The sequence below is a fragment of the Streptomyces sp. NPDC001351 genome, from assembly GCF_042896045.1.
Lineage (GTDB): Bacteria > Actinomycetota > Actinomycetes > Streptomycetales > Streptomycetaceae > Streptomyces.
In genome coordinates this window covers 122,762-148,241 of record NZ_JBIAWS010000022.1, presented here as the reverse complement: position 1 = coordinate 148,241, position 25,480 = coordinate 122,762, and the positions used below count along the sequence as shown (strand labels likewise).

Annotated in this window: 21 protein-coding genes and 1 riboswitch; of the genes, 11 read left to right on the top strand and 10 right to left on the bottom strand. The window is 70.2% G+C overall.

Annotation, left to right across the window (positions count from 1 at the left end; genetic code table 11):
• Positions 1-59: 59 nt before the first annotated feature.
• From ACFY1U_RS47330 to ACFY1U_RS47320, 3 genes are all read left to right on the top strand, one after another.
• Complete coding sequence (locus ACFY1U_RS47330) at positions 60-533, top strand: bifunctional nuclease family protein (protein WP_004002801.1); 474 nt, start codon at positions 60-62, stop codon at positions 531-533.
• A gap of 203 nt (positions 534-736) precedes the next feature.
• On the top strand, positions 737-1,420 hold the full coding sequence (locus ACFY1U_RS47325) for a MerR family transcriptional regulator (RefSeq protein ID WP_390700290.1): 684 nt from the start codon (positions 737-739) through the stop codon (positions 1,418-1,420).
• Positions 1,421-1,499: 79 nt separating this feature from the next.
• Positions 1,500-2,864 carry a DNA polymerase IV gene (locus tag ACFY1U_RS47320; protein ID WP_390700289.1) on the top strand — a complete coding sequence of 455 codons (1,365 nt, stop codon included), beginning with the start codon at positions 1,500-1,502 and terminating at the stop codon, positions 2,862-2,864.
• A gap of 51 nt (positions 2,865-2,915) precedes the next feature.
• On the opposite strand, the gene ACFY1U_RS47315 is transcribed toward ACFY1U_RS47320, so the two are convergent.
• Positions 2,916-3,293, bottom strand: a complete 378-nt coding sequence (locus ACFY1U_RS47315; protein ID WP_390700288.1) for a PRC-barrel domain-containing protein — start codon at positions 3,291-3,293, stop codon at positions 2,916-2,918.
• A 113-nt stretch (positions 3,294-3,406) separates the two neighbouring features.
• Positions 3,407-3,502, top strand: a riboswitch (glycine riboswitch).
• Positions 3,503-3,678: 176 nt separating this feature from the next.
• On the opposite strand from ACFY1U_RS47315, the gene gcvP reads away from it, so the two are divergent.
• Complete coding sequence (gene gcvP / locus ACFY1U_RS47310) at positions 3,679-6,564, top strand: aminomethyl-transferring glycine dehydrogenase (RefSeq protein WP_390700287.1); 2,886 nt, start codon at positions 3,679-3,681, stop codon at positions 6,562-6,564.
• Between the two features lie 47 nt (positions 6,565-6,611).
• Here gcvP and ACFY1U_RS47305 read toward each other — a convergent pair whose 3' ends face one another.
• Complete coding sequence (locus ACFY1U_RS47305; RefSeq protein ID WP_390700303.1) at positions 6,612-7,031, bottom strand: molybdopterin-binding protein; 420 nt, start codon at positions 7,029-7,031, stop codon at positions 6,612-6,614.
• 182 nt (positions 7,032-7,213) lie between these two features.
• Positions 7,214-7,609 (bottom strand): molybdopterin-binding protein, encoded by a 396-nt coding sequence (locus ACFY1U_RS47300; RefSeq protein ID WP_390700286.1) that lies wholly within the window; start codon positions 7,607-7,609, stop codon positions 7,214-7,216.
• 114 nt (positions 7,610-7,723) lie between these two features.
• Here ACFY1U_RS47300 and ACFY1U_RS47295 point away from each other — a divergent pair, with 114 nt between their 5' ends.
• Positions 7,724-7,942, top strand: coding sequence for a hypothetical protein (locus tag ACFY1U_RS47295; protein WP_390700285.1), 219 nt, complete (start codon positions 7,724-7,726; stop codon positions 7,940-7,942).
• An 85-nt stretch (positions 7,943-8,027) separates the two neighbouring features.
• On the opposite strand, the gene ACFY1U_RS47290 is transcribed toward ACFY1U_RS47295, so the two are convergent.
• Complete coding sequence (locus tag ACFY1U_RS47290; protein ID WP_390700284.1) at positions 8,028-9,977, bottom strand: amino acid transporter; 1,950 nt, start codon at positions 9,975-9,977, stop codon at positions 8,028-8,030.
• A 296-nt stretch (positions 9,978-10,273) separates the two neighbouring features.
• The gene (locus ACFY1U_RS47285) at positions 10,274-11,848 is read right to left on the bottom strand and encodes a Na+/H+ antiporter (protein WP_390700283.1); all 1,575 of its coding nucleotides are present in this window, start codon (positions 11,846-11,848) and stop codon (positions 10,274-10,276) included.
• Positions 11,849-12,150: 302 nt separating this feature from the next.
• On the opposite strand from ACFY1U_RS47285, the gene ACFY1U_RS47280 reads away from it, so the two are divergent.
• Positions 12,151-14,013 (top strand): NAD-binding protein, encoded by a 1,863-nt coding sequence (locus tag ACFY1U_RS47280; protein ID WP_390700282.1) that lies wholly within the window; start codon positions 12,151-12,153, stop codon positions 14,011-14,013.
• Positions 14,014-14,122: 109 nt separating this feature from the next.
• On the opposite strand, the gene ACFY1U_RS47275 is transcribed toward ACFY1U_RS47280, so the two are convergent.
• Entirely contained in the window at positions 14,123-14,461 is a 339-nt protein-coding gene (locus ACFY1U_RS47275; protein WP_390700281.1) for a hypothetical protein, read from the bottom strand.
• Positions 14,462-14,813: 352 nt separating this feature from the next.
• Here ACFY1U_RS47275 and ACFY1U_RS47270 point away from each other — a divergent pair, with 352 nt between their 5' ends.
• Genes ACFY1U_RS47270 through ACFY1U_RS47255 form a run of 4 tightly spaced genes read left to right on the top strand, consistent with a single transcriptional unit; the run spans position 14,814 to position 19,055 of the window.
• The gene (locus ACFY1U_RS47270; RefSeq protein ID WP_390700280.1) at positions 14,814-16,109 is read left to right on the top strand and encodes an extracellular solute-binding protein; all 1,296 of its coding nucleotides are present in this window, start codon (positions 14,814-14,816) and stop codon (positions 16,107-16,109) included.
• A gap of 6 nt (positions 16,110-16,115) precedes the next feature.
• Entirely contained in the window at positions 16,116-17,132 is a 1,017-nt protein-coding gene (locus tag ACFY1U_RS47265) for a carbohydrate ABC transporter permease (RefSeq protein ID WP_390700279.1), read from the top strand.
• Positions 17,133-17,185: 53 nt separating this feature from the next.
• The gene (locus ACFY1U_RS47260) at positions 17,186-17,950 is read left to right on the top strand and encodes a carbohydrate ABC transporter permease (protein ID WP_390700302.1); all 765 of its coding nucleotides are present in this window, start codon (positions 17,186-17,188) and stop codon (positions 17,948-17,950) included.
• 52 nt (positions 17,951-18,002) lie between these two features.
• Entirely contained in the window at positions 18,003-19,055 is a 1,053-nt protein-coding gene (locus ACFY1U_RS47255; protein WP_390700278.1) for an endo-1,4-beta-xylanase, read from the top strand.
• Between the two features lie 52 nt (positions 19,056-19,107).
• Here ACFY1U_RS47255 and ACFY1U_RS47250 read toward each other — a convergent pair whose 3' ends face one another.
• From ACFY1U_RS47250 to ACFY1U_RS47240, 3 genes are all read right to left on the bottom strand, one after another.
• A complete protein-coding gene (locus tag ACFY1U_RS47250) occupies positions 19,108-20,154 on the bottom strand; it encodes a LacI family DNA-binding transcriptional regulator (protein ID WP_390700277.1) in 1,047 nt (348 codons plus the stop codon).
• A 142-nt stretch (positions 20,155-20,296) separates the two neighbouring features.
• Entirely contained in the window at positions 20,297-20,503 is a 207-nt protein-coding gene (locus ACFY1U_RS47245) for a DUF5999 family protein (RefSeq protein WP_390700276.1), read from the bottom strand.
• 386 nt (positions 20,504-20,889) lie between these two features.
• Positions 20,890-21,474, bottom strand: coding sequence for a hypothetical protein (locus ACFY1U_RS47240; RefSeq protein ID WP_390700275.1), 585 nt, complete (start codon positions 21,472-21,474; stop codon positions 20,890-20,892).
• Between the two features lie 553 nt (positions 21,475-22,027).
• Between ACFY1U_RS47240 and ACFY1U_RS47235 the strand changes: the two genes are divergently transcribed.
• Positions 22,028-23,545 carry a glutamate-cysteine ligase family protein gene (locus ACFY1U_RS47235; RefSeq protein ID WP_390700274.1) on the top strand — a complete coding sequence of 506 codons (1,518 nt, stop codon included), beginning with the start codon at positions 22,028-22,030 and terminating at the stop codon, positions 23,543-23,545.
• A gap of 52 nt (positions 23,546-23,597) precedes the next feature.
• On the opposite strand, the gene ACFY1U_RS47230 is transcribed toward ACFY1U_RS47235, so the two are convergent.
• Positions 23,598-25,358, bottom strand: coding sequence for a substrate-binding and VWA domain-containing protein (locus ACFY1U_RS47230; RefSeq protein WP_390700273.1), 1,761 nt, complete (start codon positions 25,356-25,358; stop codon positions 23,598-23,600).
• Between the last annotated feature and the right edge of the window lie 122 nt (positions 25,359-25,480).

Sequence of the window (25,480 nt, the reverse complement as noted above, 5' to 3'; positions counted from 1 at the left end):
CGGCCCCCCGTTCCCGGCTCGACTACCCAAACGTCCCGGGCAGGTCCTAGGGTTGCTGTGTGAACGAGCTCGATGTCGTAGGTGTCCGGGTCGAAATGCCCTCCAACCAACCGATCGTGCTCCTGCGTGAAGTGGGAGGCGACCGTTACCTCCCCATCTGGATCGGGCCGGGGGAGGCGACTGCCATTGCCTTCGCCCAGCAGGGCATGGCCCCCGCACGACCGCTGACCCACGACCTGTTCAAGGACGTGCTGGAGGCCGTCGGTCAGGAGCTGACCGAAGTGCGCATCACGGATCTGCGGGAGGGCGTCTTCTACGCGGAGCTGGTCTTCGCCAGCGGGGTCGAAGTCAGTGCCCGTCCGTCCGACGCCATAGCGCTGGCCCTGCGCACCGGAACGCCGATCTACGGCAGCGACGGCGTGCTCGACGACGCAGGCATCGCGATTCCGGATGAGCAGGAGGACGAGGTGGAGAAGTTCCGCGAGTTCCTCGATCAGATCTCGCCGGAGGACTTCGGGACAAGCAGCCAGTGAGTCTCACATGCCGGCAAGTGCCAACGGCCAGTGAGAGCGTCCTGAGGCCCCCTCCGAGCGCATTCGGCTAGCCTTTCCCCGCGGTGGGGTGCGGGAAACCACTCTTAGGGTGATTATCACTCGGCGTGCCGAGTGTGGCGATCGTTGACGCACCCCTGGTGACTGCCTACCGTCGAGATGGCAGGTCAAGGACGGAGGTCGGCGTGAGAAGCAGCGGCGACGGTACGGCTGGGGGTGGCCCCGGACGCAGTCTCGGGGAGAGCGGTCCGTACCCTCCCCCAAGCTCTCAACTTCGTTCGAGTTGGGGGGACCCTCATCCCGGCAGCGCGGCCGATCACGCTCCGCGGCGACCGGCGGCCGTGCCGAGCAGCGGAGGGGCGGCGTCCATGGCGTCCGAGCAGATCGGCTATCGCGGTCCGACGGCCTGTGCGGCCGCCGGCATCACTTACCGGCAACTGGACTACTGGGCCCGTACCGGGCTCGTCGAGCCGAGCGTGCGGCCCGCCTACGGGTCCGGCACGCAGCGGCTGTACAGCTTCCGGGACGTCGTCGTCCTGAAGATCGTCAAGCGGTTCCTGGACACCGGGGTGTCGCTGCAGAACATCCGCACCGCGGTGGTGCATCTGCGTGAGCGGGGCTTCCGGGACCTGGAGCGCATGACGCTGATGAGCGACGGCGCCACCGTCTACGAATGCACCTCGCCGGACGAGGTCCATGCGCTGCTCCAGGGCGGCCAGGGGATCTTCGGGATCGCCGTCGGTGTGGTGTGGCGGGACGTCGACAGTGCGCTCTCGCAGCTGCACGGCGAGCGGATCGACACCGGCGAGACCCTGGTCGGGCACAACCCGGCGGACGAGCTGGCACGACGGCGCAACCGGGCGGGCTGACCGCGTCCTCGTCGGCTTCTGAGAGCCCTTTGGCGGTCGTAGGACGGCATTGTCAGTGGCGTAGGGCAGCATCGGAGATGTGAGAAACGCGCCCACGATCCTGCATCTCGACATGGATGCCTTCTACGCCTCGGCGGAGCAGGCATCCAAGCCGAGCCTGCGCGGGAAAGCCGTGATCGTGGGTGGGCTCGGGCCGCGCGGGGTGGTCGCCACCGCTTCGTACGAGGCGCGGGTCTTCGGGGTCCGGTCGGCGATGCCGATGGCTCAGGCGCGGCGGCTGGCACCGAACGCCGCGTATCTGGTGCCGCGCTTCGGGTTCTACCGGTCGATCAGCGAGCAGGTCATGGGGCTGCTGCACTCGCTGTCGCCGCTGGTGGAGCCGCTGAGCCTGGATGAGGCCTTCGTGGACCTGGAGGCCGGGGAGGCGGCCTGGGACGCGGCGTCGGCGCGGCTGGTGGGGGAGAAGCTGCGCGCCGACATACGGGCGGATACGGGGCTGACCGGGTCCGTGGGCCTTGCCGCCTGCAAGATGCTCGCGAAGATCGCCTCCGAGGAGGCCAAGCCGAACGGACTGGTGCTGGTCGAGCCAGGGACCGAGCGGGCCAAGCTCGGACCGATGTCGGTGCGGATGCTGCCGGGGGTGGGGCCGGCCACGGGGGACCATCTGCGGCGGGCCGGCATCACCACGGTCGACGAGATCGCCGAGGCCGGTGAGGACGAGCTCGTCCGGCTGCTGGGCAAGGCCCATGGGCACGCGTTGTACGCCATGGCGCTGGCCCACGACGACCGGCCCGTGGTGGCCGAGCGGGAGGCCAAGTCGGTATCGGTCGAGGACACGTACGACGTGGACATCCACGACCGGGTGAGGGTGGGGCTGGAGGTGCAGCGGCTGGCCGACCGGTGTGTGCGGCGGCTGCGAGGTGCGGGTCTTTCGGGGCGGACCATCGTGCTGAAGGTGCGCCGCTTCGACTTCTCGACGCTGACCCGTTCCGAGACGCTGCGCGGGCCCACGGACGATCCGGCGGTGGTGCGGGAGGCTGCTGCCCGGCTGCTGGATTCGGTGGACACGACGGGGGGTGTGCGGTTGCTGGGGGTCGGGGTGAGCGGGCTTGCCGACTACACGCAGGAAGACTTGTTCGCGCAGGCCGCCGGGGAAGGCGTGGAACATTCGGCGGACGAGGCGGACGAGGAGCCCGTCGAGGAGCAGCAGGTGGTTGTCGAGCGGCGGTGGCCCGCCGGGCACGATGTGCGGCATGCCGAGTTCGGGCACGGGTGGGTGCAGGGAAGTGGGCTGGGGCGGGTGACCGTGCGGTTCGAGACGCCGGATTCGGGGCCGGGGCGGGTGCGGACGTTTCGCACCGATGACCCTGAGCTGGAGCCGGCGGATCCATTGCCGTTGGTGGCGGGGAGACCCGGGGCCTCCGTGCACGGGGCCAGAGCCTGACCGTGGAGGGTGCTGGTCCGCGCGGGAGCCGGGCGCGGTGGGACGGGTGGGCTACGCGTCCGCGTCCTCCGTGCCCGCGAGCTTGCCGAAGTCGTGGTCCGGGAAGGGGGAAGCGGCGGGGATGTCGAGGCCGTAGTGGTGGTAGAGCTGGAGCTCCTGCTCGGGGGAGAGGTGGCGGCCGACGCCGAAGTCGGGGGCGTCCTTGATGAGGGACCGGTCGAAGGGGACGTGGAGGGTGCCCTCGATCAGTTCGCTGGGTTCCAGAGGGACGAAGGCGTCCCGGGAGAACAGGCCGGTGCGTATGGCCGCCCACTCCGGCACGCCCGTCGCGTCGTCGAGGTAGACCTCGTCGATGGTGCCGAGCTTGGTGCCGTTGCGGTCGAAAGCCTTGCGGCCGATCAGGTTGCGCGGATCGATGTCGGTCTGCACGGGCCCTCCATTTGGTCGCAACTCATCCGTAAGCACTACGAAAGAGCAGATTGGTGATGGCGGCCACTCGAAGGATTGGATGTGGTGCTCGCTGGTAGGCTGACAGCGGCTGCTGACCCCGTGCGGGAGAGTCCTCCAGACATCACCGGAGGCGCCGAAGGAGCAAATCCTCCCCGGAATCTCTCAGGCTCACGTACCGCGCGGACGAGGTCACTCTGGAAAGCAGGGCGGGTGTCGACAGCTCCCGCTCTCACCGACGGTGAAAGCCGGGTGCCCTCGGGTGATCCGGTGAAGCTCTCAGGTTGAGATGACAGAGGGGGAGGCCGTCCGGGTACCCGTGCCGTGGTGCCCCTCGAAGGTCGTGTCAGACCAGGAGGCCTCCGCAATGACCGCCCATCGCATTCCGCTCTCCGAGCTCGAACAGGGAATACCGTTCGAGCAGCGCCACATCGGGCCTGACCACGAGGCACGGGCCAAGATGCTCGCGCACGTCGGATACGGCTCGCTGGACGAACTCACCGCGGCAGCGGTGCCGGATGTGATCAAGAACTCGGATGCGCTGGAGCTGCCGGGTGCGCGCACCGAGGCCGAGGTGCTGGCCGAGCTGCGGTCGCTCGCCGACCGGAACCAGGTGCTCGACTCCATGATCGGGCTCGGGTACTACGGGACCTTCACTCCGCCCGTCATCCTGCGCAACGTCATGGAGAATCCCGCCTGGTACACGGCCTACACGCCCTACCAGCCCGAGATCTCGCAGGGGCGGCTCGAGGCCCTGCTCAACTTCCAGACCATGGTCGCCGACCTCACCGGGCTGCCGACCTCCGGTGCCTCGCTGCTCGACGAGGGGACGGCCGCCGCCGAGGCGATGGCGCTGTCCCGGCGCATGGGCAGGAACAAGAAGGGCCTGTTCCTGGTCGACGCGGACGTGCTGCCGCAGACCATCGCCGTGCTCGAGACCCGTGCCGAGCCGACCGGTGTGGAGGTCGTGGTCGCCGACCTCAGCGACGGAATTCCGGCCGAGATCGCCGGGCGTGAGATCAACGGCGTGCTCGTCCAGTACCCCGGCGCCTCCGGTGCCGTACGCGACCTCAAGCCGCTCGTCGACCAGGCGCACGAACTCGGAGCGCTGGTCACCGTCGCCGCCGATCTGCTGGCGCTGACGCTGCTGAAGTCGCCCGGGGAACTCGGCGCGGACATCGCGGTCGGGACCACGCAGCGCTTCGGTGTGCCGATGGGCTTCGGCGGGCCGCACGCGGGCTACATGGCGGTGCACGAGAAGTTCGCGCGCAGCCTTCCCGGGCGGCTGGTGGGCGTGTCCGTGGACGCGGACGGGCACCAGGCGTACCGGCTCGCGCTGCAGACGCGTGAGCAGCACATCCGGCGGGAGAAGGCCACCAGCAACATCTGTACGGCCCAGGTGCTGCTCGCCGTCATGGCGGGGATGTACGCCGTGTACCACGGGCCGGAGGGGCTCAAGGCGATCGCGCGGCGCACCCACCGGTACGCCACGATCCTTGCCGCGGGGCTTCAGGCCGGTGGCGTAGAGGTCGTGCACGGCTCCTACTTCGACACGGTCACCGTGCGGGTGCCGGGCCGCGCCGCCGAGGTGGTGGCCGCCGCGCGGGAGAACGGAGTCAACCTTCACCTGGTCGACGCCGACCATGTGTCGATCGCCTGCGACGAGACCACCGCGCGGGCCCAGCTGGGCGCCGTGTGGACCGCGTTCGGGGTCGAGGGCGACATCGAGGCGCTGGACGCGGCGACCGAGGACTCCCTGCCCGCCGGACTGCTGCGCACCGACGACTACCTGACCCACCCGGTCTTCCAGCAGCACCGCTCCGAGACCGCGATGCTGCGCTACCTGCGCCGGCTCGCCGACCGTGACTACGCGCTCGACCGGGGCATGATCCCGCTGGGCTCCTGCACCATGAAGCTCAACGCGACCACCGAGATGGAGCCGGTCACCTGGCCCGAGTTCGGGCAGCTGCACCCCTTCGCGCCCGCCGAGCAGGCGCAGGGCTACCTCACCCTCATCCGCGAGCTCGAAGAGCGGCTCGCCGAGGTCACCGGGTACGACAAGGTGTCCCTGCAGCCCAACGCCGGATCGCAGGGCGAGCTGGCCGGACTCCTCGCCGTACGCGGATATCACCGGGCCAACGGTGACGAGCAGCGCACGGTGTGTCTGATTCCGTCGTCCGCGCACGGGACGAACGCCGCCAGCGCCGTCATGGCCGGGATGAAGGTCGTCGTCGTGAAGACCGCCGAGGACGGCGAGATCGACGTCGAGGACCTGCGGGCCAAGATCGAGCAGTACCGCGACGAGCTGGCCGTGCTGATGATCACGTACCCCTCCACGCACGGTGTGTTCGAGGAGCATGTCGCCGACATCTGCGCCCAGGTGCACGAGGCCGGCGGGCAGGTGTACGTCGACGGCGCCAACCTCAACGCCCTTGTGGGGCTTGCCAAGCCGGGGCACTTCGGCGGTGACGTCTCGCACCTCAACCTGCACAAGACCTTCTGCATCCCGCACGGCGGCGGCGGGCCGGGCGTCGGGCCGGTCGGCGTACGGGCGCATCTGGCGCCGTATCTGCCGAACCACCCGATGCAGCCGGCCGCGGGACCGGCGACGGGTGTCGGACCGATCTCCGCGGCCCCCTGGGGTTCCGCGGGCATCCTGCCGATCTCCTGGGCGTACGTCCGGCTCATGGGCGGCGAGGGGCTGAAGCGGGCCACGCAGGTGGCCGTGCTGAGCGCCAACTACATCGCCAAGCGGCTCGAGCCGCACTACCCCGTGCTCTACACCGGTCCCGGCGGGCTGGTCGCGCACGAGTGCATCATCGATCTGCGGCCGCTGACCAAGGCGACCGGTGTGAGCGTCGACGACGTCGCCAAGCGGCTCATCGACTACGGATTCCACGCGCCGACGATGTCGTTCCCGGTGGCCGGCACACTGATGATCGAGCCGACCGAGTCCGAGGACCTGATCGAGCTGGACCGGTTCTGCGAGGCGATGATCGCCATCCGTGCGGAGATCGAGAAGGTCGGGGCGGGCGAGTGGCCGGCCGAGGACAACCCGCTCCGCGGTGCGCCGCACACCGCTGCCGCGCTCGGTGGGGAGTGGGAGCACGCGTACTCGCGTGAGGAGGCCGTCTTCCCGGCCGGGGTGTCGGCCGCCGACAAGTACTGGCCGCCGGTGCGCCGGATCGACCAGGCCTTCGGTGACCGGAACCTGGTGTGCTCGTGCCCGCCGCTGGACGCGTACGACGACTGAGGCAGTGGTCGTGGAGAAGGGCCCCGCTTCGGCGGGGCCCTTTCCCGTTACGCCGTCGCGAGTGAGATCTCCGTCGACTTGATCAGGGCCACGACAGGTGTGCCAGTGGCCAGGGCGAGGTCCGTGACGGCGTCCTTGGTGATGGCGGAGGTCAGTTCGCCGCCGTCGAAGGCGACCTTCACGGAGGCCATCGCGCCGCCGGTGGCCACGGCGGTGACCGTGCCCGGGAGCTGGTTGCGGATGGACAGGCCCTCGACCGGGGCGGTGGCCAAGGAGACCTCCGTCGACTTCACCAGGGCGCGTACGGCGGTGCCCGCCGCGAGGCCCAGTTCCTCGGCGGACTCGAGGGTGATCGCCGCGGTGATCTCCTGGCCTCCGGTGAGGCGGACCTTGACGGTGGCCATGACCTCGCCGGAGGTGACGGCGGTGACCGTACCGGGGATTTGGTTGCGGATGCTCAGGCTCATGGGGCTCATGGGGAACGCCTCGCAGGGGGTGGGGGGTTGAGGGCCTTCTGCCGGGGCCCACCGTAGCCCCGGTGGGGTGTTATGTCGGCTACGCGCCGGTCTGCGCCGTCTTGGCCATCGCTCAGACCGTGGCGCCCGGGAAACGCATGGGCCGCGGTTCGCTGTGGGCGTGTTGTCCGTGGTCAGGTGCGGTCGATGTGCACGTTGGTCGACTTCACGCGGGCGGTGGCCTCCATGCCGACCTCGAGGCCCAGCTCCTCCACGGCCTCGCGGGTCAGCAGTGAGACCAGGCGGTGCGGGCCGGCCTGGATCTCGACCTGGGCCGCCACGTCACCGAGCTTGATCGCGGTGACGATGCCGGGGAAGGCGTTGCGGACCGAGGTGTAGGAGGTCTCCTCCTCGGTGGTGCCCGCCTTGGCGAGTTCGACGGAGAAGGCGGCCAGGTCCCGGCCGTCGATGAGGCGTCGGCCGCCCTCGTCGCGATGGGTCGCCACCCGGCCGGCGTCGGCCCAGCGGCGTGCGGTGTCCGGACTCACGCCGAGCAGTCGTGCGGCCTGGCCGATTGTGTAGCTCTGCATGCGGTCACGATAGGGCCGGGAACAAGCCCTGGTGGACCGGGGCTTCGTATGCGGACCGGGCCCGGTCGTGGAGGTGCTGCGTGTCGCGGCCGGGGACGGTCGACCTGCCGGGGAGTGGCTTCGGAGGCCGCCGGCAAGGATGTCGACCGCATCGAGAAACGCGGCGCTTCCGCTCGGCGCGGTGACGGCCGGGTGGTGCCGCGGCGGCTGGAGATCGACTCGGAGTGGGGTGAGGTGACGCTCGACCTCACCGACGCGGTGATCACGCACGACACCCTGCGCATCGATGCCGGTGTGCGGCTCGGCCCGTGGGGTGCCTCGATCTGCTGTTGATCGTCTGCGGCGCCGTCGTGGCTGGTCGCGCCCGTGCGGCGGAGCCGCATATGGATGCAGTCCCGCGCCCCTCCACAGACCCGCCTCAGCCCGTGTGGACGCGCGGCCTGCGGACACGGTCCGGTTCGGCTTCGCGGAGGACCTCCCGGGTGACCGGGGCGACCTCGCCCTGGCCGAAGAGGAAGAAGCGCAGGAAGTTGGCGAAGGGGTTGCCCTCGGTCCACTCGAAGTAGATGTGCGGGGTGCACTGGGTGGTGTCGCGGACGTGCAGGAGCAGGGCGGCCAGCGCGTTCGGGATGGAGGAGGACTCCAGGGTCAGCACCCGGTAGCGGTCGTGCAGGACCTCGCCGCGCACCGTCAGGCCCGCTTCGAACTCGGACGGGTCGATGACCGTGACCTCGACGAAGACGAAGTCCTCGCCGGGGATGTCGTTGTCGGCGCGGATCTGCTCGATCTTGTCGCGGTACTCGGCCTTGTCCCGCTGGTCCGGCTCGTTGGCGATGAAGCGGATCTTTCGGCTGGCCATGTCCCGGATGAAACGTTCCGCCATGGGATCCAGTTCGACGTGCGTGACGCGCAGCTCGAAGGCGCGGGCCAGCCGGGACAGCAGCGAGACCAGGATGATGCCGGCGATGAAACAGGCGCCGATCTTGACGCCGTCCGGGCGCTCGATGACGTTGGCCACGGTGACGTAGAGGAGGACCGCCGAGACGACTCCGAAACCGATGGTCCAGCCCCGCTGCTGGGCGCGGCGGGCGACGATTGTCACCGCGATCGCGGCCGAGGACATCAGGACCAGGACGCCGGTGGCGTAGGCGCCGCCCTGGGCGTCGACGTCGGCGTCGAAGATCCAGGTGACCAGGAAGCCGATCAGGGTGAAGACGATCACCATCGGGCGCACGGCGCGGGCCCAGTGCGGGGCCATGCCGTAGCGGGGCAGATAGCGGGGCATCAGGTTGAGCAGGCCGGCCATGGCGGAGGCGCCGGCGAACCAGAGGATGGCGATGGTCGAGATGTCGTAGACCGTGCCGAAGGCGTTGCCCAGGTACTCGTGGGAGAGGTAGGCGAGGGCGCGTCCGTTGGCCTGGCCGCCGGACTTGAACTCCTTCTCCGGGATCAGCACGGTGGTGATGAAGCTCGTCGCGATCAGGAACACACTCATGATCAGAGCGGCGGCGGTGAGGAGCTTCTTCGTGTCGCGGATGCGGCCCTGCGGGTTCTCCTCGGTGTCGCCGGGGTCGCCCTGGACGTGCGGCATGACCGCGACGCCGGTCTCGAAGCCGGAGAGGCCGAGTGCGAGCTTGGGGAAGACCAGCAGGGAGACGCCGATCATGGCGAAGATGTTGCCGTGTTCCGTGGTCAGGGCGCTGGTCCAGTCGGTGACGAGGTGGCCCGCCGTGATCACGTGGTACATGCCCACGGCCACGACGACGACGTTGAGACCGAGGTAGACCACCACCAGCGCGACCGCGACCCCGATCGCCTCCAGGAAGCCCTTGAGGAACACCGCGCCGAGCAGGGCGACCAGGATGAGCGTGATCAGCATCTGCTGGTCGTGCAGGGTGCTGGTCAGGTGGGGGTTCTCGACGAGGTGGGTCGCGGCGTCCGCCGCCGAGAGGGTGATGGTGATCAGGAAGTCGGTGGCGGCGAAGCCGAGCAGGGTCAGGACGAACAGCTTGCCCTTCCAGAACGTCAGCAGCCGCTCCAGCATGGCGATGGAGCCTTCGCCGTGCGGGCTCTCCTCGGCCACCCGGCGGTAGACCGGCAACGCGCCGGCAAGCGTCACTATCACGAGGACGATGGTCGCCACCGGCGACAGGAGGCCGGCGGCCAGAGCCGCGATGCCGGGCTGATAGCCGAGGGTCGAGAAGTAGTCGACGCCGGTCAGGCACATCACGCGGTACCAGCGCTGCCCCTTGTGCGCGGGCTCCGGCTGGGCGTGCGGCGCCTGCTGGACGCCCTTGCCCATGTCGGACAGACCCTCCAGCATCCAGGCGCGCAGGCGACTGGGAGGGGGGTGCTCGGTCGTGGCCATCGGCGTGCTCCTGAGGTGCGGCTCAGCGTGTGGATTCCGGCCATCACGCGGACGGCGGCACCAGCGTAAGCGGAGAGTGACGCACGGGCCCACGGATGAGGGGGGCGACGGCGTCAAGCTTCCGTTAAGACTCGCTGTTCGTCTCAGGCGGCGCCCAGGAAGGGGGGTTCTGGAGTGGTTCGCTCTTGTTTGGGCCGTCCGGGGGAGGGGGTTCGCCGATCGGGACTGGACACCCAGCGTCATGGCGCGTGGGATGACGGCACCGGTGCACCGGCCGATCGCGCGGCCGCTGTGGCTCAGATGTCCGTCAGGCGGGCTTCCTCCAGGTCCAACGAACGCTGGAGCCTCCTGCGTGTCGTGTCGCTGATGGCGTGTTCGTCGTACAGGCGCTGCAGTTCCACTGCCTCGAAGGCGATGACGTCGCGGCGCAGCTGCCGGTAGAGCAGGTCGGCGGATTCGGCGGGGGCGCTTTGGCCGGTGTGGTCGGTGAGGCGGTCTCGGGCGTCGTCGAGGCGGGCGGTGAGGCCGCGACGGAGGCGGTCGAGAACGACCTCGGGGACGGCTTGCAGGTCGGAGAGTTCCTCCAGGCGGCGTATGCCCGCGTCGGCGAGGCGGCAGCGGGCCGCGGCCTCCTCGCGCTCGGTGTGGTCGGGTTCGAGGGCGATGCCGGAGCGGCGGACCACGGGGGCCAGGGTGAAGCCCTGGACGACGAGGGTGACGACCACCACCGAGGTGGTCAGGACCAGCACCAGGGGGCGGCCCGCGAGCGCCGCGCCGCTCTTGGCGGTCTCCGGGATGGACAGGGCCGCGGCCAGGGGGACCACGCCCCGGGTGCCCGCCCAGGTCAGCACCATCGGGACCCGCCAGTTCATGGGGCGGATACCGCCCTTGCGCTGTACCACCGCCGACAGCGGGGCCAGCCACAGCAGCCGTACGGCGATCAGGGTGCCGGCAACGGCGAGCGCGTACAGCGGCCACGCCCGGTCGTTGGGGGACAGCGCCTGCACCTGGGCGGGCAGGGCCAGGCCGATGAGGGAGAACACCACGCTCTCCAGGAGGAACACCACGGTGCCGTACACCGCGTGCAGCTGGAGCCGGATGTGCGCGGTGGTGAGCTTCTCGCCCCGTCCGCCCAGGACGACTCCGGCGACCACGACCGAGGTGACGCCGGAGGTGTGGGCCGCCTCGGCCAGGACATAGGCGGCATACGGCGTGACCAGGGCGATCACCGTTTCCAGGACCGGGTCCTCGGTGCGCCGCCGGATGAGTGTGACGACGTGGGCCACGGCCGCCCCGATCAGAGTGCCGCCGCCCGCCAGTACGGCGAACTCGCCGCCCGCCGCGCCCCAGTTCGCCGCCGCGGACGCCACGGCCACGCTCACCGCGACCCGGAACAGGACCAGCGAGGTGGCGTCGTTGAACAGGCTCTCCGCCTGGACCAGGACCTGGACCCTGGGCGGCAGGGCGAGGCGTCTGCCGAGTGCCGTGACCGCCACCGGGTCGGTGCTGGCCAGGACCGCGCCCAGCACCAACGCCATCGGCCACGACAGCGGCGTCACCAGCGAGGCCACGGCGCCGACCGCCGCCGCCGACGCCAGGACCAGGCCGATCGCGAGGATCCCGACCGGCTTCCACACCGCGCGCAGCTCGCGCCAGGACAAATCCTCCGCGCTCGCGTACAGCAGCGGGGGCAGCACGACCAGGCCGATGGTCTGGGGGCTGGTCCGGATCTCGGGGGTGCCCGGCAGCAGGGCCACGGCGAGGCCGGCGAGGACCAGGAGGGACGGTGCGGGGATGCGCCGGCGGTGGGCGAAGGTGGCCACGACGGTGGCCAGTACGACCAGTGCGAGTACCGTCCCGACGCTGCGCATGCCTTCCCCCTGGGGCCTTCACGGAAGCCACCGTGGCTCCCGGCCGACCAGACTTCCCGGCACACCGCCTTCACCCTATCCGCCCCCCACGCGTCAAGACAGTGCCAAGGCTCTTGACGTGGGCCGCGGCGGCTGACCGGTCGGTGCGGCGGGGAGAGGACGCATGATGTTGGCATGTTCTTGGCGAAATCTTGGATCCCGGGCGGTGCTCCGCCGGAACTGCCCTCGCGAGCTGCGGCGTTCTGCCTCGTGTGACGTCGACTCTCCCCCTCCGCATACCGCCCGGCCAGAGATCGCAGCACATGGTGATCTGCGGCGACGACGCTCTCGCGCACCGGCTCGCCGTCGAACTGGACGCCGTGTGCGGTGAGATCGTCACCGTCGTGCTGCCGTCCGCGAACGACGAGCGCGGCGCGGAGATCGCCGCGCTCCACGACGACCCGCACTCCCCGGTCGAGCTGCACGTCTCCGTCCGCCCCGACGAGCGGGCCCTGCGGGCGGCGGGTGTCGAGCGGGCCGCCGCGCTCGCCCTGACCTACCGGGACGACCAGGTCAACATGACCGCGGCGCTGCTCGCCCGGACCATCAACCCCTCGGTGCGGCTGGTGGTCCGTATGTTCGACCGCGAGCGCGGCCGCCATCTGGAGCGGCTGCTGGACCGGGCGGCGGGACTGTGCGACAACCCCGCCCAGGACACCTCCACCACGGTGCTCTCCGACGCCGACACCGCCGTACCGGAGCTGGTGGCGGCCGCCGCGGTGGGCCACGGGCACACCCTCCAGGTCGAGGGCAAGGTGTTCAGAGGTGTCGTACGGCCCGCGGGGTCACCGTCGAACGTCACCGACCTGGCCACTCTGGCCGTCCTGTCCGGCGCTCACCAGGACGACCCGGCCAGCCAGGACAGCGCGGAGACGCCCGGCGAGGAGGGCACCCAGCTGCTGCCCGACGCCCGGACCGCCCACCACCGGCAGCTCACCCACGGCCGGCTGATGCTGGAGGAGGTCACCCATCACGCCTCCGAAGCGGCCGCCCGCGCCCGGCGTCCGCACCCCCGACGGTGGCTGCGGGCACGACTGGCCCATCTGCCGTGGAAGGTCTTCCTCTCCCACCAACTGGCCGCCGTCTACGGGGCGTTGACGGCGGTCGTCCTCGCGCTCGCGACCGCCACCGCGCTCTTCGCCGACGAGCATCCGTGGTGGAAGAACTTCTATCTGCCGCTGCTGGACATCTTCACCATGGGCGACCCGGCCACCGAGGAGTCGGTCGCCCGGCGCGTGCTCCAACTCGTGGCCGGTTTCGTCGGTTTGGCCGTACTGCCGCTCGTGGTCGCCGCGACCATGAACGCCACCGAGGCCTTCCGTACCGCCTCGGCGAATCATCCGCCCGACGACGGTGTGAACGGCCACATCGTGCTGGTCGGTCTGGGGATGGTCGGCACCCGGGTGCTGGACCGGCTGCGCGCCACCGACCACCAGGTGGTGGCCATCGAACGTGACCCGCGTGCCCGCGGCGTCGCCCTGGCCCGCCAACTCGGCACACCGCTGATCCTGGAGGACGCCACGGCCCCGGGCGTGCTCGAACTGGCCCGCGTCCGGCAGAGCGGCTCGCTGCTCGTCCTCACCCGTGACGACGGCCAGAACCTCGACATCGTCATGGCCGTGCGGGAGACCAATCCCGCCGTGCGGGTGGTGACGCGGTTGTACGACGACGCCTTCGCGGCCACCGTCCAGCGCACCCTGCGCGCCTCCTACCCGGACGCCCTCACCCGGAGCAGAAGCGTTTCCGCGCTGGCTGCGCCCTCGTTCGCCGCCGCGATGATGGGGCGTCATGTGCTGGGGGTGATGCCCGTGGAGCGGGGCTCGCTGCTGTTCACCTGCGTGGACGTGGCCGGCCACCCCGAGCTGGAGGGACGCTCCGTGCACGAGGCGTTCCGGGAGAACGAATGGCGGGTGCTGGCCGTCGGGACCGCCGCCGGGCCGCTCCCCGCGGCGGAGGCCGTGGACGGCCTCAGCGGGCCGCATCCCGGTCGGACGGGCTTCGACTGGCGTCCCGGGCAGGGACGGATCCTGTGCGCGGGCGACCGTGTCGTCCTGGCGACGACGCGGCGCGGCTTGGACATCCTGATGACGGGGGTGCAGCGGCATTCCGCGGACCGGCGGCAGTAGTCCGGCCAAGCGCTGTGCGGCGATGCGCCGTGTCTCGTCGGCGGCATCGTCGTGGCCGGTCGCGCCCCGGGGTGGAGCCGTGAACCGACCCGACCGGCCCGGGGACACGTCACCTCAGGTCGGAGACCCTGAACACCGTCTCGGCCGTCTCGCGCCCCACTCGCTCCGAGATCCGCTCCAGTACGTCGGGCGCGCACAACAGGGTGCCGAGGGCCAGTGACTTGCGGGCGCCCTCGTGGAGCCGGTACCAGAGGTCCGGGTTGTCGATCAGGACCTGGAGGTCGAGCTCGACACGGGCAGAGCAGGAGGAAGGGCGGCACCGCGAGCGCGGACCACAGCGCACCGCGCCCCGGGGACGGCGCCAGGGCGAAGGCGCCGGGACCGAGCGGGCCGGGGTCGGCGCTGGCTTCGGGGTTGGTGTGCTCGTCTCCGCTTCCCTCTGTGACATGGGTCACATTGATGCGTGATCAGTGGTGCCTCGCGCGTGCTCCTTCGGTGGTCGGTGGACGCGCGTATCTCCGAGCGGTGTGCTTCGGGCGTTGGACGGTCCCGGATGCGCCGTAAGGATCGCCGCGATTGCCGAATGTTTCGCGCGTCCTGGGTGTGGAGCGTATGCGGCGGAGATCGATGCACGGCAATGCCAAAAGTGTTGCCCGCAGATTCACCGCGTACAAGGGGTTGCCACCGTTTGGGAGCTGTCTCTAGGGTGCGGCAACAACGCAGCTTTCTGGATCATCTCCGAAACTTTCGGTCCCAGTGGACGGTCGTGGACGCGCCGTCCCTACCCGAGGAGCGCAATGATGGGCGACCGGGCACTGTCCCGCCGCGGCTTCCTGGCGGCCTCCGCCGCGGCCGGTCTGGGCATGACGGCACTGAGCGGATGCGGCGGAGACTCGGACGGAGGGTCGTCGGACGGGACGACCACCATCGAGTGGTGGAACATCTCCACCACCGAGCCGGCGAAGACCGTGTGGGCCGGTCTGGCCAAGAAGTTCGAGGCTCAGAACCCCAAGGTCAAGATAAAGATCGTCCAGCTGGAGAACGACGCCTACAAGTCGAAGATGACGGCGCTGACCGCCTCCGGGAAGCTCCCCGACATCTTCCACACCTGGGGCGGCGGCGTCCTCAAGCAGCAGGTCGACGCCGGGCTCGTCGAGGACCTCACCGACAAGACCAAGCCATGGGCCGACGCCCTGCTGCCGGTCGCCAAGAAGCCGTACATCCTCGACGACAAGACGTACGCGATCCCGTTCGACATCGGCATGGTCGGCTTCTGGTACAACAAGGCGCTCTTCAAGCAGGCCGGCGTCAGCACGCCCCCGACCACCTGGAGCGGCTTCCTCGACGCCGTGCAGAAGCTGAAGGCCAAGGGCATCACCCCGCTCGCCCTCGCGGGCAAGGAGAAGTGGCCCGGCATGTACTACTGGGCCTATCTCTCGATGCGCACCGCGGGCATCGACGCGCTGCAGAAGGCCAGCGACACCAAGGACTTCACCGCCCCGGGGTTCGTTCAGGCGGGGCAGCACCTCAAGGACCTGGTCCGACTCCAGCCGTTTCAGAAGGGGTTCCTCGGCGCCGCCTACTCCACGCCCACCGGGGAGGCCGCGACCGTCGGCAACGGCAAGGCGGCCATGGAGCTGATGGGCCAGTGGGCCCCGAGCGTGCAGGCGGACCAGGGCAAGGGGCTCGGCAAGGACCTCGGCTTCTTCCCGTTCCCCGCGGTCGAGGGCGGAAAGGGCACCATCACCGAGGTGTTCGGCGGGGGCGGCGGACATGCCCTGCGCAAGGGCGCACCGCAGGCGGCCGTCGACTTCCTGAAGTTCTTCGCCTCCAACGCCACCGACATCGAACTGGTCAAGAAGACCAATACCATCCCGGTCGTCCCGGCCGCGGAGAGCGCCCTGTCCGACCCCAACATCAAGGCCGTACAGGCACAGTTGAAGGCCGCGACCGGCTTCCAGCTCTTCCTCGACCAGGCGTACGCCCCCGCCGTCGGACAGGAGGTCAACGACAGCGTCGCCGCGCTCATCGCCGGCTCCAAGTCGCCCGAGCAGGTCACGCAGTCGATCACGAAGACCGCGAAGGAAGAGCAGTAGCCGGCGATGACCTCCACGTCCTCCACGTCCTCCACGTTCCTTCCGGACAAACGGAGCGGCCCGGGCATCGAACTCCCGCCTCCCGCCGCGGACTTCGCGCGGGGGCGGGCCCGGCGGCGCCTGGCGAACTGGCTCACCGCGGTCGCCTTCCAGGTGCCCGCCCTGGTGCTGTTCATCGGGCTCGTCCTGCTGCCGATGCTGTTCGCCCTGTACGCGGCCTTCTTCCGCTGGGGCGGCTTCGGGATGCCCTCCGACTACGCGGGCACGGACAACTTCACCCGGCTCTTCCAGGACGACGTCTTCCTGGGCGACCTGTGGCGCTGCCTGGTCCTGGTCGTGCTGTCGCTCGTGCTGCAGCTGCCGTTCGCGCTCGCCATGGCCGTGGCGCTCAACCAGCGGCTGCGCGGCCGGGCCGTGTACCGGATGCTGTTCTTCGCGCCGTACGTCCTGTCCGAGGCCATCACCGGCGTGCTGTTCAGCATGGTCTTCGCACCGGGCGACGGACTCGCCGACCACGTCCTGGGCGCCGTCGGCCTCGACGGCCTGGGCGGGGAGTGGTTCGCCGATCCCTCCTACGTCATGGCGACCCTGTTCCTGGTCATGACCTGGAAGTACTTCGGCTTCCACATGATGCTCTACCTGGCCGGACTCCAGTCCATCCCGGCCGAGTTGACGGAGGCGGCGCTGATCGACGGCGCCGGGCCCTGGCAGCGGTTCCGCAACGTCACCCTGCCGCTGCTCGCGCCCACCCTGCGCATCAGCGTCTTCCTCTCCGTCATCGGGGCGATCCAGCTGTTCGACCTGGTGTGGGTGATCACCCAGGGCGGTCCCGACCACCACTCCGAGACGATGGCCGTGACGATGTTCCAGTTCGGCTTCAAGCGCTACCAGGTCGGCTACGCCAGCGCGATCAGCGTGGTCATGTTCGGCATCTGTCTCGTCTTCGCCCTCGCCTACCAGCGGTTCGTGCTCCGCCGCGACCTCGAAGGGGCCACCACGAACATGAGGGGAGACGGCAGGTGAAGACCCTGCGCAAACTGCCGCTGCACGTCGTCCTCGTCGCCGTCGGCGCGGTGATGGTCGTACCTCTGCTGTACGCCGTGCTGTCCGGCTTCAAATCGACCGCCGAACTGTCCCGCAACCCCTTCGGGCTGCCCGAGCACTGGCTGAGCGGCAACTACACCGACATCCTCGGCGGCGGCGACTTCTGGCGGCTGCTGGGCAACAGCACCCTGGTCGCGTTGGCGACGACCGTGCTGGTGGTCGGGGCGTCCGCCCTCGCGGCCTTCTCCTTCGCGCGGTTCGCCTTCCGTGGGCGTGAGGTGCTGTTCACCTTCTTCACGATGGGGCTGATGTTCCCCTTCGCGGTGGCCGCCCTGCCGCTGTTCCTCCTCCTGCGCTACCTCGGCCTGCTGGACAACCCGCTCGGCGTGATCCTTCCGCAGGCCGCCTTCGGGCTGCCGATGACCATCATCATCCTGCGCGGCTTCTTCCGGCAGATCCCGGGCGAGCTGGAGGAGGCGGCCACGCTCGACGGGTGCAGTGCCTTCGGATTCTTCTGGCGGGTGCTGCTGCCGATGGCGCGGCCGGCGCTCGGCACGGTCTCCGTCCTCGCCGTGGTCGCCAGCTGGAACAACTTCATGCTGCCGCTGCTGGTGTTCACCGACTCCAAGTGGTGGACGCTGCCCCTCGGCGTCGCGCAGTTCCAGGGCCAGTACTCGTCGGAATACGCGCGTGTCTTCGCCTACCTCGTGCTCGCGATGGTTCCCGCCCTCGCCTTCTACTCGGTCGCCGAGCGGCAGCTCGTCGGCGGCCTCACCGCCGGTGCCACCAAGGGATGAGGCGCACCGGCGTCCGTACGGCCCCGCACCACACACCGTGAGGAGTCGCACCATGCGCAAGACCACCCGTCTCAGACTCGCCGGCGGCCTCGCCGCCCTCCTGGTCGCCGCCGGAATCGCCACCGGCCCCGCGGCCCAGGCGAGCCCGAAACAGCCGACGCTCGCGGAACTGGCCCAGCGCCACGGCCGCTACTTCGGCAGCGCCACCGACAACCCCGAACTCACCGACACCGCCTATACGGCCCTGCTCGGCAGCGAGTTCGACATGATCACGCCCGGCAACGGCATGAAGTGGTACGCCACCGAGCCCCAACAGGGCGTCTTCGACTGGACGAACGGCGACCAGATCGTCGACCTGGCCCGCAAGAACCACCAGCGGGTCCGCGCCCACACCCTGGTCTGGCACAGCCAGCTGCCCGACTGGCTCACCGGCCGCACATGGACAGCGGACGAGCTCAGGGCCGTACTGAAGAAGCACATCCAGACCGAGGTACGGCACTACCGGGGCAAGGTCTACTCCTGGGACGTCGTCAACGAGGCGTTCAACGAGGACGGCACCTACCGCGAGACCCTCTGGTACAAGACGCTCGGCCCCGGCTACATCGCCGACGCGCTGCGCTGGGCCCACCAGGCCGACCCGCACGCCAAGCTCTACCTCAACGACTACAACATCGAGGCGGTCGGCCCGAAGAGCGACGCCTACTACCAGCTGGCGAAGGACCTCAAGGCCCGGAAGGTCCCGCTGGACGGCATCGGACTCCAGGCCCATCTGGCCCTCCAGTACGGCTATCCGACGACCCTGGAGGACAACCTGCGCCGCTTCTCCCGGCTCGGCCTGGACACCGCGCTCACCGAGGTCGACGTACGGATGCTCCTCCCCGCGACCGACGAGAAGCTGGCGCAGCAGGCCCAGTGGTACCGGGACCTGACCGAGGCATGTCTCACGGTGCGGCACTGCGTGGGCATCACCATCTGGGACTACACCGACAAGTACTCGTGGATCCCGGCGTTCTTCCCCGGTGAGGGCGCCGCGCTCCCGTGGGACGAGCAACTGCAGCCCAAGCCTGCCTACTTCGCGATCAGGGGGGCACTGGGCGGCAAATAGAGAACGCCCCGGCGGTGCAGTGGGGAGCACCGCCGGGGTCGGCACCCCCGGCTCAGGGCGCCGGGGGTGCCGTGCTCGACCGCACCACCAGCTCCGTGCCCAGCTCCACCCGCGGTGAGTCGGGCTGTTCGCCGCGGGCCAGGCGCAGCACCGTGCCGACGGCGAGCTTGCCCATGCCGGCCAGCGGCTGGCGCACCGTCGTCAGCGGCGGGGCCGACCAGCGGACCTCCGGAAGGTCGTCGAAGCCGACCACGCTCATGTCCTGCGGCACCCTGAGGCCCCGGCGGCGCAGTGCCTCGATCGCGCCGAGTGCCATCTGGTCGCCGGCCGCGAACACGGCCGTCGGCGGTTCGGGCAGGTCGAGGAGGGTGTTGCAGCCCGTGAAGCCGGACGCGGGGTGGAAGTCGCCGGGGACGACGAGGGTTTCGTCGACCGAGAGCCCGGCGCCCTCCAGCGCTGCGCGGTGGCCGTCGAAGCGGGCTCTTGAGCACAGCAGTCCGGGCGGGCCCGCGACGAGGCCGATCCTGCGGTGGCCCAGGGACAGCAGGTGCTGAGTGGCCGCCATCCCGCCCGACCAGTTGGCGGCGCCGATGGTGGGGACGTCGAGGGCGGGGGAGCCCGCCGGGTCGACGACCACCAGCGGGACGCCCAGGGCGCGCAACTCCTCGTGCAGGAGCGGCTCCAGCGCCGAGGTGACGAGGATGACGCCGTCACAGGCGCGGGCCCGCAGGTTGCGCATCCACTCGCGGGCGTCACCGGAGCGGCCGTGGATCGCCGACACCACGGTGCCGGCCCCGGCCGCGTGCGCGGCCTCCTCGACGCCCCGGATGATCTCCACCGCCCAAGGGCTGTCGAGGTCGTTGAAGACCAGGTCGAGCAGGGCCGCTCCGCTCGCGGTGGCGGCGGCGCGTCTGCGGTGGCCGTGCCGCAGCAGCAGCTCCTCGATCCGGGCGCGGGTCTGCGGCGAGACGTCCAAGCGGCCGTTGACGACCCGGGACACGGTCGGCACCGAGACCCCGGCCTGCCGGGCGATCTCCGTGATCGTGACCTTGCCGCGGACCTTGGACGGCCCCTCGGCCCCGGCCTCGTCCGTCGCCAATTCCCCACCTCCGTCGACGTGACCGGCACACGCAACTACGCTCAGTGATCGACCCCGCACATGCGTCGGGGCCGGTTCGCAGGGTGTCCTTGCGACCGGCCCCTCAAGTCCCCGGGCGGTGTGGCGCACCGCCCGGTGCCGCTCAGGCGGCCGTCATCACCTGGCCGGCGCCCACTGGGCGGTGCGGCGCGATGATCTGGCCGTCGGGCAGGAGCTCACCGGTGTCCTCGAAGAGCAGAACGCCGTTGCACAGCAGGCTCCATCCCTGCTCCGGGTGGTGCGCCACAAGTCGGGCGGACTCCCGGTCGGCGGAGTGGGCTGTCGGACACGGTGGCTGGTGCTGGCACATTGATGGGATCTTTCGCTCTGTCGTGACGTGTGAGATGGCTGTCTTGTCTGTCCCGCGGCTTGAAGCTCCGTTCATGGCCGCCCCCCGTGGCGATAAGTCGGTCCAGTCCCAGTGTTGCCCCACGGACGTCAATCCGCAGGGATTTCGCAGCACCGCTTCTCACAGGTTGAGGACGCATCCCCCGTGTGGACGGTTCAGTCCAACTGCACTGTCACTTCGGGTGGTTCTCGGTGGCCGGATGGGGCTAGTCCTTCCAGGTCAGGTACCGTTTTCGGCTCGTACGAGCAATTGGCTGCTCGTACGAGCGAATTGCCGGCGGAAAAGCGTCGTACCCCGCTTCCCGGAATTCCGGGGCGGGGTACGAAAAGTGCCGCGAGGGGCGGTGGTCAGGCGGGCGAGCCCAGGAGCGGCACGGGAGTCACCCGATGGGTCAGCACCGGCAGCAGTTCGGCGACGCGGTGCGGGCGATGGGCGGCGATGCCGGGCGGCGCCGGCGCCAGCGGGACGAGCAGGTCCGTGGCGGCGGGGTGGCCGGTGGCGCCGTCCGCGGTGCAGTCGCCGTGCAGCCACAGTGTGAGCATGTACAGGCTGGGTACCGAGAGGAGGCGCGGCTGGTAGGTCTGGCTCATCGTCTCGGCCTGACGCAGGGCGCGCTCGGTGGAGGCGATGTAGGGGCCCTCGAAGAAGTGCGAGAAGGCCCAGCCGTCGGGGGTCAGCATGGTCTCGGCGGCGGCCACCGAGCGCTCGCCGCAGCGGATCAGGAAGCGCCACCCGGCAAGCCTGGTGGCGGACACGCCCGCGGGGCTGAGTTCGTCCAGTACGTGTACGGGCAGCGGGAGTTCGGGGGTGGCGGGGCCCTGGGACCGCAGCAAGGAGGGAGTTCGGGCCTCGCGGACCGCGGTGGGGGAACCGAGTGCGGTCAGGACGGTGCGAAGGGCGGGCGCGGGAGCCGGGGGGACATGCAGCGGCATGGTGGGTCGCCTCTCATTCGACAGGCACGGTGGCGCGAGGGCGGGGGCGGACGGCGCTGTCTGCTCACGGGGCCAGAGGGGCGGGGGCCGGGGCCTGGGAACGAGGAGTGTGGGTGAGGCCTGCCGCACGTCACCTCGACGGCAGGTTCCATGACCGCGGGCGCCGACTCTCTGTCTTGTTCGCGGAGTTTATACGACATGTGTTCAGACGATGTTTCGTCTAGCCGTTTCCGGTGCACTCGGCAAGGGTGTATCCGGTCGGCGATACGCAGGAATCATCCCGATTCCGCTCCCGGCTTACGCCGGTGACCTCGGGAAATAGCCCTGGAGCGGTCGGCCAATTCTCGTCGGCGTTTTTCACGAGTTCGTCGCAGGCCCGAAACTGCGCCGTGCTCCATGCCCGGTGAATGTGCCAACGGTCACGTTCATCAGAGTAGCGGGCGACGCCCCCGCGCGGGGGCGTTATCGATCGCCGCGGCTGGGCATCATCCCACGTGACCCCGACACCGGGCGGCCGGATCTTCGGGCCGCCCACTCGAGGAGGGACGCTTCGATGGGGGAGAAGGTCGTGGCAGGCCGGTTCGACCTGTCCGATCGGCAGCACTACCGCGACAAGCTCCGCAGGTGTCTGACGGGGCTGGAGCGGCTCCTGGACGAGAAGCGGTTCGATCGCCCGAAGAACCTCATGGGGCTGGAGATCGAACTGAATCTCGCCGGTGGCGACGGCATGCCGAAAATGCTCAATGCACAGGTTCTCGAGCGGATCGCAAGCCGTGATTTCCAAACAGAACTCGCCATGTTCAATCTGGAAGTCAACATAGCCCCACATCGATTGGGCGGGCGGGTATTCGACCGGCTCGCCGAGGAACTGACGACCTCGCTGGCATATGCCCACCGAAAAGCGGGGGAACTCGACGCGGGAATCGTCATGATCGGCATTCTGCCGACCCTGGACCGCGACGACCTGGTCTCCTCCAACCTCTCCGACGTCGACCGCTACGCCCTGCTCAACGAGCAGATCGTGGCCGCCCGCGGCGAGGACTTCGTCCTCGACATCGACGGGGTGGAGCGCCTCACCTGCACCTCGAAGTCCATAGCCCCGGAGGCCGCCTGTACCTCCGTACAGCTGCACCTCCAGGTCACCCCGGGCCGCTTCGCCGACGTCTGGAACGCCGCGCAGGCCGTCGCCGCCGCGCAGATCGCCGTCGGCGCCAACTCGCCCTTCCTGTTCGGCCGTGAACTGTGGCGGGAGTCCAGGCCCCCGCTGTTCCAGCAGTCCACCGACACCCGGCCACCGGAGCTGCAGGCGCAGGGCGTGCGCCCGCGCACCTGGTTCGGGGAGCGCTGGATCTCCTCGGCGTACGACCTGTTCGAGGAGAACGTGCGGTTCTTCCCGGCCCTGCTGCCGATCTCGGACGAGGAGGACCCGCTGCAGGTCCTCGACGAAGGCGGTGTCCCCAAGCTCGCCGAACTCGTCCTGCACAACGGCACGGTGTACCGCTGGAACCGTCCGGTCTACGGCATCGCCGACGGCGTCCCGCATCTGCGCGTCGAGAACCGCGTCCTGCCCGCCGGGCCCACCGTCACCGACGTCATCGCCAACGCGGCCTTCTACTACGGCCTCGTCCGTGCCCTCGCCGAGGAGTCACGGCCCGTGTGGACCCGGCTGCCCTTCGAGGCGGCCGCCGCGAACTTCGACGCCGCCTGCAGGCACGGCATCGACGCCCGCCTGGAGTGGCCGCGGCGGGGCCGGTACAGCGGCACCACGCAGGTCGACGCGGTGAGCCTGGTACGCGACGAACTGCTGCCGCTCGCCGAGGCGGGGCTGGACGCGTGGGGGGTCGAACGCGCCGACCGCGACCTCTACTTGGGCGTCATCGACGAGCGCTGCCGGCGCCGGGTGAACGGGGCGACGTGGCAGGCGGCGACGTTCCATCGGGCCCTGGAGACCGGTCTGTCGCGGGATGCCGCGCTGGCGGCGACGACTCGGAGGTACAGCGAGCTGATGCGGATGGGGGAGCCGGTGCATACCTGGCCGGTTGGGCTGCCGGAGCCTGTGCCGCTGGGGTAGCCGCGGCCCCTTTCGGGGCGCTGTCGCACCGCACCGGATCGCGCGAGGCGTGCTAGTCGTCGCCCCTCGACCCCGCCGCCACGATCGCCTTCAGCATCACCGACTGGATCTGTGACGGATCGCTGACCGACTGGCCCGAGCCGCCTGTGGCCTCCGCTATCTGTTCGGCCTCCTGACGGTCGGCGTCCGGGCCTACGGCGATCATGATCAGTGGTACCGGGCGGGCGGGGTCGGTGAGCTTCTGGAGCTGGGCGATGAGTTCGGAGCGGGAGATGCTGCCGGGGTCCTGGTTGACGCCGTCGGTCAGGACGACCAGAGCGTTGAACTTCCCCCTCGCGTAGGACGAGGTCGCCGCCTTGTATGCGGCGAGCGTGGTGTCGTAGAGGCCGGTCGCCCCGTGCGGGACCGGTGCGAGGGCGTTGAAGGCCGCCGAGAGGCGGTCGCGCTGGGTGCCGCTGCCCTTCTGGTCGCCGAGGCGCTCGGTCGGCACCAGGATGCGGTAGTCCTTGGCGCCGTCGAGTTTTGTGGAGAACTCCCACAGTCCTATCTCGTCCTCGGGCGTGAAGGTGGCGAGGGCCTGCAGCAGGGAGCCCTTGGTGACGTCCATGCGGGACCGGCCGGTCCCGGGCACCGGCTGCGCCATGGACGAGGAGGCGTCCACGACCGTGGTGAGCCGGGCGCTCTGCACGGTGATCGTCCAGGTGCCGAGGGTCTCCTGGAGCGCTGCGTCCGAGGCCGGCTGGGGCGTGGGCTCGGTGTAGGGCTGGGGGCTGCTGCCGCCCGCCTCGGCGACCACCGCCTCGGGCGCCTCCTCGTCGGAGGTGCGGAAGCCGTACTTCTGCAGCAGCCGCAGCTGCGCCGGCTGCCGAAGGTAGGTGACGAAGCGCAGCGCGGCCCGGCTCTCGTCGGTCGTCAGCTGGTCGACCGTGGCGAACGGGTAGTCGAGCCGCGGCGAGCCGTCCTTCGGGTAGAACATGTCCACGCCGCCGCCGGTGGCCGAGGAGTTGTACGCGTACGCCGCCTGCTCGGACAGCACCAGCGCCTGGTTCCGCTTCGGGTTGCCCAGCTCGGTGCCCGAGGAGTCGCGGGGCAGGGTGTCCACGACCTGGCCGTCGCTGTCCGAGGTGCGCTGCGACAGCGTCTTCATCATGCCCGCGGCCAGCGTGTCGCCGTCCTTGAGCTCGGCGGCGGCCGTGCTGAGCCGGGTCAGGGCGAGCAGCCCGGTGGCGCTGCGCGCGGGGTCGGCCGCGCCCAGCCTGAGCGACTTGTCCTGCAGGGCGGCGCCGACCAGGTCGACCCAGCTGTACGTCTTCCCCGGCCACCCCAGCGATTTCGCCGCCGTGGGCACCATGGCCACGCCGATCGGCGTCGAGGCGACCGCGCCCACGGGAGTCACGTCGATCGGGCCGTTGTCCGCCGTGATCCGATCGATCCACAGCTCCGAGTCCGGCACCCACAGCTGCGCGTCCGGCTTCCTGCCCGCGGCGAGGGCGTCCGCGACCTTGTACGAGTCGCGCGCGGTCACCGTGACCGCGACACAGCGCCCGTCGGAGGTGATGTCGCTGCGCCGGGCCTGCTTGGCCGCCGCTGCCAGGGCAGGGGCGATGTCCGGCGAGGCGGTGAGCTTCAGGCGCACCGGGTCGTCCTGGCAGGAGGAGCCGAACGACAGCAGCCCGCTCTTGACCGCGCCCGCCGTGCCGCCGGCGACGGCGAGGACGAGCACCGCGGCCACCGCCACCGTGCGGCGCCGCGCCCGTGGACGGGGGGCGCTGCCGCCCGCCCCATACTGATCGGGCAAGCTGTGACGTCCCATGACGGTGGTGCCCCTCCCTGTTGAACCTCGTGCCGGACCGCGGCCGTATGGCAGGCAAAGGGGAGGTTTGCCCCGTACGACGTCCGTCCCCCCTGACGGCCAAGCGCACGATCCTCGTAAGT